This window comes from uncultured Arthrobacter sp., assembly GCF_947495145.1.
Lineage (GTDB): Bacteria > Actinomycetota > Actinomycetes > Actinomycetales > Micrococcaceae > Arthrobacter_D.
Window position 1 is genome coordinate 316,923 of sequence record NZ_CANLXP010000001.1, and the last position, 11,250, is coordinate 328,172.

The window sequence follows — 11,250 nt, forward strand, 5'->3', positions numbered from 1 at the left end:
ACTACGTTGGGAACGTGCGAATAGACATTGTGACTAAAGAGTTCCCGCCCGAGATCTACGGCGGCGCAGGCGTTCATGTGGCGGAACTGACCCGTGTGCTCGCCGGGCGCGTCGATCTCGCAGTGCACTGTTTCGGCGGAGAACGCCCCGCGGACTATCACGGCGCCCGCGTGAGCACCTACGGCGTTCCTGATGGACTGGCTGCTGCGAATGCCGCGGTCCAGACCCTGGGAACGGACCTGTCCATCCTGCAGGGCATCAGCGGGTCGGACCTGGTGCATTCGCACACGTGGTACGCCAATATGGCCGGCCACCTGGCTTCGCTTCTGCACGGCATACCGCATGTGCTGAGCGCGCACAGCCTGGAGCCGCTGCGTCCCTGGAAGGCCGAGCAGCTCGGCGGAGGTTATGCCCTCTCGTCCTGGGTTGAGAAGACGGCGTATGAGGCTGCTGCGGCGGTCATTGCAGTCTCGGACGGCATGCGGCAGGACATCCTGCGGTGCTACCCGGACGTTGATCCGGCTCGCGTGCAGGTTGTCCACAACGGTATCGACACCGAGGCCTGGGCTGCGGACCGCAATGACGACGCCGTCCGTACCCTGGGAATCGATCCGGATCGCCCCAGCGTGGTCTTCGTGGGCAGGAACACCCGCCAGAAGGGCGTGCCGTATCTGTTGCGAGCAGCGGCGAAACTCCCTTCGGACGTTCAGCTGGTCCTGTGCCTGGGAGCTGCAGATACCCCGGAGCTCGCAGCGGAGACAGCGCGACTGATCGACGATCTGCGGGCGCAGCGCGGCTCAGTGATCCTGATCGAACGAATGCTCCCACGCAACGAAGTCATTCAGGTACTCAGCCACGCCACTGTCTTCGCCTGCCCCTCGATCTATGAGCCGCTCGGAATTGTTAACCTTGAAGCCATGGCATGCGGAGCTGCGGTGGTTGCAAGTGCCACCGGCGGCATCCCGGAAGTAATCGACGACGGTGTCACCGGCACCCTGGTACCGCTCGAACAGGTCCAGGATGGAACGGGCACCCCACTCGACCCGGAAAAGTTCGTGAATGACTTCTCAGCGGCCCTCAATGCGCTGGTTGCTGACCCCGCACGCGCCCGCGCTATGGGCGAGCGCGGGCGCATCCGGGCGGAGCAGCACTTCTCCTGGGACTCCATTGCGGAGTCCACTCTGGATGTCTATCGTTCGGTGCTCTAGCGTTTTCCAGCTTTGCGTGCGATGAGGATCTTCTCGTCCAGCGGTGCGTCAGGGCTGGCCCGCAGAATCCGGGCGTACTCGCGGGACTCCTCCTGGCGCTTCCACTCCGCGCCGGTTGCAATGGCCGCACGCACGTGCTCCGGACCGTAGCCGAACGCGTCGACCAGGTCGACGGCGTGCGGCCGCAGTTTCAGGAGCAGACGGTTGATGTATGGGCCAAGGGTACGGGCGCGCTGGGCTGAAAGCCTGCCGTTCATCAGGTACCACCCCAAATTGTCCTCGATCAGGCACAGCCCGAACAGATCCCGGAGCCAGGTAAGAACCTGACGCGTACCGGCGTCCTCGGTCTTGGCCAGTGCTGCCGTGAATGCCTCCCACTGCAGCAGTTCGGCGTGGGCGCGGGCCGCCTGGATCAGTTCCTGCTGATGTTGGTTGAACACTGCTGCCGCCTGGGCCGGCGGCAGCCGGCGTGCGCCGCGCAGCGCTCCCGCCAACTCGCCCACCATGGTGTCGACGCGGCCGCACAAAAGTTCGTGCTGGGTTCCCTCATCCCGCAGCGCTATCGCCGATTTGCGTTCAGACCCTGTGTCAACGACGGTCTGCAGCACCCGCCGCAACCCCGTCCGGTGGAGGGTGCGGTCCGCGGCCTGGGTGGCAACGAAGCGAGCGAGGACCCCGAAATCAACGCCCTGGAATTCCTTGGCGTAGTCGGCGAGGAGCCGCTTGGCCACCAGTTGGAGCAGGACGTTGTTATCGCCCTCGAAGGTGGTGTAGACGTCAAGGTCGGCGCGCAGGCTGGTGTAACGGTTCTCTGTGAGGAAGCCGGCGCCTCCGCTGGCTTCACGGCACTCCTGAAGGGTATCGAGAGCGTGCCAGGTGGACAGCGGCTTCAGCGCCGCCGCGAGGGTCTCGAGGTCCTGACGGTCCTCGTCGGTGTCACGGTCACCGGAGAACACCCCATCGAACTTCTCAAGCAGCTCCTCATGCGCGAACGAGGCCGCGTACGTGGTTGCGAGGCGGGGAAGGAGCCGGCGCTGATGGAGTTGATAGTCGAGCAGTACCTCTTCGGACAATTCGGAGGAAGTTGTGAACTGTCGGCGCTCCACGGAATACTGGATCGCGGCCTTCAGAGCCAGCTTGCTCGCTGCGACGGCCGCACCGTCAAGGGACACGCGACCCTGCACGAGAGTTCCGAGCATCGTGAAGAAGCGCCGGCCGGGGGACTCGATCGGTGAGGTGTAGGTTCCGTCTTCGCTGACGTGTCCGTAACGGTTGAGCAGGTTTGACCGTGGGACCCGCACCTGCGTGAAATGCAGGCGGCCATTGTCAATGCCGTTCAGCCCGCCCTTGTGCCCGTCATCCTCGCCGCCGATTCCCTCGAGGAAGTCCCCCTGCTCATTCCGCAGCGGCACATAGAGCGCGTGAACGCCATGATTGACGCCGCGCGTGATCAGCTGGGCAAATACGACCGCGGCCTTCCCATCGTTGGCAGCGTTGCCGATGTAGTCCTTCCAGGCGGCGCGGAACGGCGTGTGAAGGACGAATTCGTCCCTTTCAGGGTCGAAGGTCGCAGTCGTTGCAATACTGGAGACGTCTGACCCGTGTCCGGTTTCGGTCATTGCAAAACAGCCGGGAATTTCCATGTTCATGATGCCCGGGAGCCATTCGCGGTGGTGTTCCGCGGTGCCCAGATGCAGCACGGCGGCTCCGAACAGCCCCCACTGCACACCTGCCTTGATCTGGAGCGAAGGGTCGGCGACGACCAGTTCCTCGAAGCCGGCTACATTGCCGCCGTGGTCATCTGAACCACCCAGCTCAGTGGGGAACGCGCGGTGTACCGCTTTGCTCTGCACCAGATGGTGAAGCTGGTCAAGGCAGCGGGCGCGCTGCTCGGCGAAGGGCGCGCCCTCGACCTTGTGAAGGGCAGGATCGGCGGCCAACGCACGGGCAGCGCGGCGGGAGTCGGCCCAGCGGCCAAGCAGCTGCTCGCCCAGGATGGCAACGTTCACAACGGCGGCATCGTCGTCGTGAATCGGGAGGGTCGCGGGTACCGAAAATTCGGGACGGGTGGCGGTCTGGGTCATGATTCGTCCTTCGAACGGGGGATGCGGAGGGATGTACGGGCGAGTGAATTCTGCGGCACTGCTGCTGCGATGCCATCGAAAAGCCAGGCGGTAATGGAGTCCGCAAGGTCGGAACCGTTGGGGCGGTCAGGGCCAGGAGGCATGTTGAGCCACTGCTCACCGGCGGCGCGGACCATGCCGATAGCGGCGCGCGGCCAGAGCGCGAGAGGCTGCGGAACTGTCACCTTCGCCGGCTCTTCAGCCAGGTAGTCCTGCATGGGGCTGGCGAGCATCGCAGAGATGGCGTCGAAGAAAGAGCTGAGCGAGGGAGATGCTTCCAACGCGGCTCCGGAATCGGGTGCAGGCTGGGTAACGAAGACATAGACGTTGGGGGAGGACTCGGCCATCTGCAGGTATGCCGACACCATTGCCCGCAACCCCTCCCGCGATGTACTGGCTTTCCTGGCGGCTTCGATCAGTTGCTCCTGCATGCGGGCTATCACGACCTCGCCCACTGCACGCTGGAGCCCCGCTTTGTCACCGAAATACCGGTAAAAAACCGATTTGGAGGTATCCGCGGCGGAGGCAATTTCCTCCATTGAGGCACCGGGACCGATTCTGTGCACTGCCTTGCGAGCCGTTTTTATCAGTGCTGCCCGGCGGGCTTCACGGTGTTTTGACCACCTGCTTGAGCGCCCGTCGGTAACGGCGGGCACCGGTGGCGCGATGAGCTGATTCACGATACCCAGCGTATCAGGTACGCTGGGTATCGATAACTAGTGCATCGGTCTGCGCCGGAGGCAGCGGGCGGCCGAGCATCCAAACTGCCGATCCCACGCGTACGCGCCAGCCAAGGAGCAGCATGAACAACCTTCCAACCGAACCGAACTCCATGTCAGAGAGCAATGGCATGTCCGAGAGCAACCGCACCGCAGAGAGCGACGGCACCACAGAGAGCTACCGCGGCGGCGCCAAGCCGCGCGCCGCCGTCGTCATCGGAGGGAACCGCATCCCGTTTGCCCGCTCCGGTGGACCATACGCCTACGCATCGAACCAGGACATGCTGACCGCGGCACTCGACGGTCTTGTCGCGCGGTTCGGGCTGCAGGGTGAGCGAATCGGTGAAGTTGCAGCCGGTGCGGTCCTCAAGCACTCCCGGGACTTCAACCTGACCCGGGAGGCAGTGCTGGGGTCCGCGCTCGCAGCGGACACGCCTGCGTATGATCTACAGCAGGCCTGTGCCACCGGCCTTGAAACTGTGGTCGGGCTGTCGAACAAGATCAAGCTAGGCCAGATCGATTCGGGCATCGCAGGGGGAGCCGACTCAGCGTCAGACGCTCCCGTTGCAGTCAGTGAAGGCCTGCGGCGCGTGTTGCTCGATCTTTCACGGGCGCGCACAACGCCGCAGAAGCTCGCCGCACTCCGCAACCTTCGGCCTGCCGATCTCAAACCGAATGCCCCGACCACGGCTGAGCCGCGGACAGGGCTGTCAATGGGGGAGCACCAGGCGATTACGACGGCGCGCTGGGACATCAGCCGTCAGGCACAGGACGAACTGGCGTTGGCCAGCCATACCAACATGGCGGCTGCATATGACCGGGGATTCTTCGACGATCTCGTTACGCCCTTCCGGGGGGTGTCAAGGGATGCGAATCTGCGCGCAGATACCTCGCTCGAGAAGCTGGCATCGCTCAAACCCGTATTCGGGCGCGATCTGACGGCCCAGGCCACGATGACCGCCGGCAATTCCACTCCGCTGACGGACGGCGCAGCAGTGGTGCTGCTGGGTTCCGAGGACTATGCCCGAAAGCACAGCCTGCCGATGTTGGCGAATGTCGTGGACGCTGAGGCAGCTGCAGTCGACTTCGTGCACGGAAAGGAAGGGCTTCTGATGGCTCCGGTCTATGCCATGCCGCGCCTGCTGCAGCGCAACAACATGACGTTCGCGGACTTCGACTTCTTCGAGATCCACGAAGCTTTCGCCAGCACCGTGCTGACCAGTCTCGCCGCCTGGGAAGACGAGGATTTTTGTCGTACGCAATTGGGCCTGTCCGGTGCGCTTGGAACCGTGCACCGGAACAAGCTCAATGTCAACGGCTCGTCGCTGGCCGCGGGGCATCCGTTCGCAGCAACTGGTGCGCGCATTGTGGCCTCGCTGGCGAAGTCGCTCGCTGAGAAGGGTTCCGGACGCGGCCTCATTTCGGTGTGCGCTGCTGGCGGTCAAGGCGTCGTTGCGATTCTGGAGGCTCGCTGATCATGGCGGACACCTACCTGAAGTTCGTCAACGCCCAGCCTTTCACCAGAGTGGCGAAAGCCGCCGGCCTACCACGCCCTGTTCCGCTTCGCCGATACATGCAGGGCGAACCGATCGTTCCTGGCCCCGTTCTCGTACTGGGCCGATCATCCGGCACACAGGCCGTCTCGTCGACGCTGCTTCAATGGGACCTCGACGTCCGCCGTCATATGAGGCCCAAGGAAAAACTCGGCGCCGCCGTCGTCATCCTCGATGACCTTACGCACCCGGCTCAGTTGTCCGATATCTTCCTCGAGCTTGGCGGCCTGCTGCGGGAGCTCCTCCCCGGCGGGCGAGTCGTCACAATCTCCCGGCCGCCTGCACACGGGACACCACCGGAGACTGCCGCGGCGCAGCGGGCCGTTGAAGGGATGCTGCGCAGCCTGGCCAAGGAACTTCGCGGGGGTGCCACGGCAAATGGGATCCTCCTCGACGCCGGCGTGGATGTGACTGGACACAGTGTGAGCGCTGCACTTGAGTTTTTGCTGTCCGGGAAGAGCGCCTACGTGGATGGGCAGTTCATTACGGTCGGGCACTCGGAGGGGGTCGGCCCAACTGATTCGGCGACACCCCTCTCAGGCCGCACCGCAGTAGTCACCGGGGCCGCCCGCGGAATCGGTGCGGAGATAGTTCAGGTGCTGCGACGGGACGGGGCACAGATCATCGCCGTCGATGTGCCCGCGGCGGGTGAACACCTCGCGCGCGTGGCGAATGACGTCGGTGGCACTGCTCTACAGGTGGATGTAACGGCGCCTGACGCCGCCGAGCGGATTCTCCACCACGCTGCCACCCGCTACGGGGGACTGGACATCATGGTGCACAACGCCGGCATCACCCGGGACAGGCTACTGGCCAACATGGATGCTGCACGCTGGAACTCTGTCATGGCTGTGAACCTCGAATCGCAGTTGCGCATCAACGTGCAGCTGCTCGGCTCGCCCGACTTCAGTGCGGACGGCAGCATCGTGTGCCTTGCCTCCACCAGCGGCATCGCGGGCAATCGCGGGCAGACGAACTATGCGGCCTCCAAGGCCGGAGTGATCGGTATGGTGCGTGCAACAGCCGAGGCCCTTGCAGGCTCAGGACGCACGATCAACGCCGTCGCGCCCGGTTTCATCGAAACAGACATGACGGCGAAGATGCCTTTCGCCACTCGTGAGGTTGCACGTCGTCTCAGCAGCCTGCAGCAGGGCGGGCTGCCGCTCGATGTTGCCGAAGTAGTCTCCTTCCTCGCTTCTCCCGGCGCCGCTGGAATCAGCGGCCAGGCGTTGCGTGTGTGCGGACAGAATCTGGTCGGAGCCTGATGGACCGCGTGCTTGCAGACCCGCCAGAGCTTACGAGCCTTTACGCCGGCGCGCTCGCGGTTTCCGCCCGGGCCGGCCTGCGTCGGAGACAACGACCTTCCGCGCTGCCGCTGGACCGGCACCGGCTGGACGGTCTTCTGGCTGCCCCGGACGAAGTCGAAGGATTCCAGAGGTTGATGGGCCGGGCGCGCGGGGACTTCGTGCCGTCCGGCTATGTCCATATCCTTGTGTTCCCGGTGGCTGTAAGCGTGCTCTCCCGTCCTGATTTCCCCCTGCCGCTGCTGGGCATGATCCATCTCCGCAACGAAATCCATCACCTGCGCCCGATAAGGCTGGATGAACGTTTGGCCGTCACCGCCTGGGTGGAAAACCTCACGCCTCACCGCAGCGGAAGCCAGGTCGATGTGGTTGTCCACGTCCACAGCGGTCCTGAGATGGTTTGGATGGGCCGGTCAACCTACCTCGCGAAGGGCATCCATCTGACCGGCACTAGCGACGCCGACGTGGCAACAGCAGTAGCCGCTGATGCCAGCCCGGCGGCGGAGGAGCTGCCCGGTTGCCCCACGGCAGAATGGTCGCTGGGCGGGGACACCGGGCGGCGTTACGCAGCGGTGTCCGGCGACTACAATCCCATTCACCTAAGCGTCCTGTCCGCACGGGCTCTGGGAATGAAGCGGCCCATCGCACACGGCATGTACCTCGCGTCACGGATGGTTGCAGCAGCCGGTCCGGACGAGTCGACGCCGTTCAAATGGACCGTTGAATTCCGGGCGCCCGTCCTCCTGCCGTCCAGGGTGCTCCTCTCGGCCGAGGTGGACGCGTCTTCCACCGCCCAGTGGCGCGGGGCAGAAGTGGTCGCCTGGGATCCGCGCCGTCGTCGTACGCACTTCTCCGGACGCCTGGAAAGGCTAACTGTTGACGCGGGCGCGAAATAATTGCACGACCGTTCCATAAAGTCCAGAGTCACCTGCTGATTCACCATCAGTTTCAACCCAGATGGTCCCTTGACCTGTAATCGGCGTTCCGAACAGTGCAGACTCCAGTTGTCAGCTACCGCTGACGGTTCACCACTGATCGAAATGAGGAATTTCGTGAACTCACGAGGTTTGAAGGCAGCCGTTTTCGCAGCATCGACGCTGATGGCTACGGCACTGATGACCGGCGGAGCCGCCCAGGCAGCGCCGCACGCGCCAATGAAGGCGTCCGCAGCTACCGTCTCTCACGCACAGGTCGAGTCCCAGGCGGCGCTTGAGGCGTACTGGACGCCGGAACGGATGAAGAACGCAAAGCCCGGTAACACCATCAACTCGCAGGGGTGGGGGGAGCAAGGGCGCTCCATCATGCCGAAGGCCGGCGCGAAAGCCCTGGCTGCACCACAACCGAAGGCAGCACCGGTCAAGCGAGCAGGGAGCCCTGCTCCGGTGTCGCACATCGGGAAGGTCTTCTTCACGCTCGGCGGACAAAACTACGTGTGCTCGGCCAACTCCGTCCAGAGCGCCAACCAGAGTACGGTTGCCACAGCCGGGCATTGCACCTATGACATCAACGCGGGTTGGGCCACCAAGTTCGTGTTCGTTCCCGCCTACAACAACGGTTCAGCTCCGTACGGCATGTGGTCGGCAACGTCACTGCACTCCACCAGCGAATGGATCTCCCGTAATGACATCAGCTACGACGGCGCTTTTGCCGTTGTGGCGCCGCTGAACGGCCGCACCCTTGCCGCGACAGTGGGAGCATCGAAAATCGGCTTCAACCTGGCCCGCGGACTCACCTACACCGCCTACGGCTATCCGGCAGCCGCTCCGTTCAACGGGGAAACCCTGAAGAACTGCTACGGCACCGCCTCACGGGACCGCATCGGCGGCACACAGTCCCAGGGGATCCCGTGTGACATGACCGGCGGCTCGTCCGGCGGCCCCTGGTTCATCGGATCCGGCTCAGGCGGCACCCAGAACTCAGTGAACAGCTTCGGGTACAACATCCAGAAGAATGTCATGTACGGCCCCTACTTCGGCAGCTCCATCCAGAGCGCGTACACCAACGCGTCGAACCGCTGACGCACAACGCCTGTCAACCTTGAGGGCCGGCTTCCCCGCATCGGGCGGGGGCCGGCCCTTCGCGTCTTCGAAGCGCCGGTGCCGGACCGACCTACACTGATCACATGAATTCCGACTCCCGGCTTGCCCTCGCCCGCGACCTCGACGCGGAGGACCCTCTGGCGTCCTACCGCTTGCTCTTCGAAGCGCATGACAACGCTGCAATCAGGGCCTACCTCGACGGCAATTCCCTCGGACGGCCGCTAAAGGCAACCGTCGGGCGCCTCACCGAATTTGTCCGCGACCAATGGGGAGGCCGCCTGATCCGCGGTTGGGATGAGGACTGGCTGCAGCTCCCGCAAAGCGTGGGGGACAGGATCGGCGCTGTCGCGCTCGGAGCGGGCGCCGGTCAGTGCGTGGTGGCCGACTCCACCAGCGTCCTGCTGTACAAAGCCATCCGCGCCGCCCTGGCAGCGCGGCCCGACCGCTCTGAAATTGTCATCGAACGCGACAACTTTCCTACCGACCGCTTCATAGTGGAGGGAATTGCAGCGGACCGCGGATTGTCGGTGCGCTGGGTGGAGGCAGCGTACGACGCCGGTCCCACCCCTGACGAGGTTGCCGGAGCACTCGGTCCGGACACCGCCGTCGTCGTCCTCAGCCATGTTGCCTACCGTTCCGCCCACATTGCGGACATGAAGACAATCACCCGGCTGGTTCACGACGCCGGAGCGCTCGCGGTATGGGACCTTAGCCATTCCGTAGGATCGGTGCCGGTGGAGTTGGACGCAAGCGGCGCGGATTTCGCGGTGGGCTGCAGCTACAAATACCTCAACGGCGGCCCGGGTGCCCCGGCATGGGCATACGTCGCGCGGCGGCATCTACCGGACCTGGCGCAACCCATACAGGGCTGGTTGGGAAGCGCCGATCCCTTCGGAATGGGTTCTGGATACCAACCGGCGGAAGGTATCCGACGCATGGTCTCCGGCACGCCTCCGATCCTCGGAATGCTTGCCCTGCAGGACATGCTTGATGTCCTTGAGCAGGTCGGTATGGAGGCCGTTCGAGCCAAGTCGGTGAAGCTGACCTCATTCGCAATCGATACCGTCGATGAACTGATGGGTCCGGCCGGAGTCAAGGTCGCATCGCCCCGCGATTCCGAGCAGCGCGGAAGCCACATCACCATAGATCATCCGTCGTTCAGAACCGTTCTGCCGGATCTTTGGGAGGACGGTGTCATTCCAGACTTCCGGAATCCGGACGGGCTGCGCCTCGGACTGTCGCCACTGTCCACCTCATATGAGGAGACCCTCATCGGTATCCGAGCGATAGCCGAGAAGCTGCCCTCGAAAGCGCCCGATTAAACTCTTGGGCCATGATCGTGTTAGAGTTTTTCTCGCTGCTTTCGAGGGTTTTGAACCCCGAAATCACCACCTGCGCGGGTGGCGGAATGGCAGACGCGCTAGCTTGAGGTGCTAGTCCTCTTATTGAGGGTGGGGGTTCAAGTCCCCCTCCGCGCACAACAAAAACCCCGGGAGACCGGGGTTTTTTTGTGCCCTCAGCCACACGGGATGCGTTCTCGACCACGCGGTCACCGAGGTGCACCTGCTGGCCAGCAACAGCTCGCACAAATTCCGGGTCTGTTTGGCAGTCGCCCGGGTGCACTTGGCCCTCTTGTGGCCTACCAGTTTGTTGCCCAAAGCCAGCCCAGGCAGCCGGTCGTCTGGTGGCGCATCGCAGGAGCCATTTTCTTATTCGCACTCGGAATGGCGGGAGTCATCGTTGCCATACTGCTCCGGCCACGGCGAAACAGGTCCACCAAGGACCCCCCCTGCGCTCTGATTCAACTTCGGTATGGAGTGTCAGTATTGCACCGGTGAAAGGATGCGAACAGGGATAGTCTCATCAGGCTGTCCGAGTCTGGATAAGCTGAGCAGATGGGGGACATCGAGCGGGCCAAGGTCAGCAGGTGGGAGAAGATTGGGTATTGGCCCTTCCTCGGTGTCATCTTCCCCAGCTACATCGTCACAAGCATCTTGCGAAGCCTTGGCTGCGGATTCTGGGGAAGCATAGGTATCGCTCTGCTGATCTTCCTCACAACCGCTTACCTCCTCCTACGACCAGCTCGGGAGGAACGATCCAAGCGCCTCGCTTCTGACCTGGAACGAGGAGTGTTCGACTGCGTGTAAGCGGCAACTTTAAACTGACCGGAGACGGCAAAACTGATTGACCGTTCGCGGCAGTGGTTTTGACCAACGGCGGCAAGCATTGTCAAGCCCCGGGTTTGGTGGAGAGATTTTTAGTTGGAAATCGTAGTTAGTAGGCCGGCGTTGACGCCGGCGTGTT

General features: G+C 63.5%; 9 protein-coding genes and 1 tRNA gene. 8 read left to right on the top strand and 2 right to left on the bottom strand.

The features are described 5' to 3' along the window. The first annotated feature begins 14 nt into the window (after nt 1-14). Nucleotides 15-1,208 (top strand): glycogen synthase, encoded by a 1,194-nt coding sequence (gene glgA, locus Q0877_RS01405; protein ID WP_299165232.1) that lies wholly within the window; start codon nt 15-17, stop codon nt 1,206-1,208. Here glgA and Q0877_RS01410 read toward each other — a convergent pair. Together Q0877_RS01410 and Q0877_RS01415 are read right to left on the bottom strand one after the other, a co-directional pair. After that, entirely contained in the window at nt 1,205-3,292 is a 2,088-nt protein-coding gene (locus tag Q0877_RS01410; RefSeq protein WP_299165233.1) for an acyl-CoA dehydrogenase, read from the bottom strand. The genes glgA and Q0877_RS01410 overlap by 4 nt on opposite strands. Then, nucleotides 3,289-4,011 (bottom strand): TetR/AcrR family transcriptional regulator, encoded by a 723-nt coding sequence (locus tag Q0877_RS01415; RefSeq protein ID WP_299165234.1) that lies wholly within the window; start codon nt 4,009-4,011, stop codon nt 3,289-3,291. The genes Q0877_RS01410 and Q0877_RS01415 overlap by 4 nt, the downstream gene beginning before the upstream one ends. A gap of 170 nt (nt 4,012-4,181) precedes the next feature. On the opposite strand from Q0877_RS01415, the gene Q0877_RS01420 reads away from it, so the two are divergent. The 7 genes from Q0877_RS01420 to Q0877_RS01450 all read left to right on the top strand — a co-directional run bounded on the left by Q0877_RS01420 (nt 4,182) and on the right by Q0877_RS01450 (nt 11,093). Next, nucleotides 4,182-5,525 (top strand): acetyl-CoA C-acetyltransferase, encoded by a 1,344-nt coding sequence (locus Q0877_RS01420; RefSeq protein WP_299165265.1) that lies wholly within the window; start codon nt 4,182-4,184, stop codon nt 5,523-5,525. Between the two features lie 2 nt (nt 5,526-5,527). Beyond that, nucleotides 5,528-6,868: a 3-oxoacyl-ACP reductase gene (locus tag Q0877_RS01425; RefSeq protein WP_299165235.1), complete on the top strand. Its 1,341-nt coding sequence runs from the start codon at nt 5,528-5,530 to the stop codon at nt 6,866-6,868. Beyond that, a complete protein-coding gene (locus Q0877_RS01430; RefSeq protein ID WP_299165237.1) occupies nt 6,868-7,803 on the top strand; it encodes a MaoC/PaaZ C-terminal domain-containing protein in 936 nt (311 codons plus the stop codon). Before Q0877_RS01425 ends, Q0877_RS01430 begins: the two co-directional genes overlap by 1 nt. Nucleotides 7,804-7,959: 156 nt before the next feature. Beyond that, nucleotides 7,960-8,925 (top strand): serine protease, encoded by a 966-nt coding sequence (locus Q0877_RS01435; RefSeq protein WP_299165239.1) that lies wholly within the window; start codon nt 7,960-7,962, stop codon nt 8,923-8,925. A gap of 104 nt (nt 8,926-9,029) precedes the next feature. After that, nucleotides 9,030-10,268 carry a kynureninase gene (locus tag Q0877_RS01440; protein ID WP_299165241.1) on the top strand — a complete coding sequence of 413 codons (1,239 nt, stop codon included), beginning with the start codon at nt 9,030-9,032 and terminating at the stop codon, nt 10,266-10,268. Between the two features lie 72 nt (nt 10,269-10,340). After that, nucleotides 10,341-10,424 (top strand) — tRNA-Leu (locus tag Q0877_RS01445). Nucleotides 10,425-10,841: 417 nt separating this feature from the next. After that, entirely contained in the window at nt 10,842-11,093 is a 252-nt protein-coding gene (locus Q0877_RS01450; RefSeq protein ID WP_299165242.1) for a hypothetical protein, read from the top strand. The last annotated feature ends 157 nt before the right edge of the window (nt 11,094-11,250 follow it).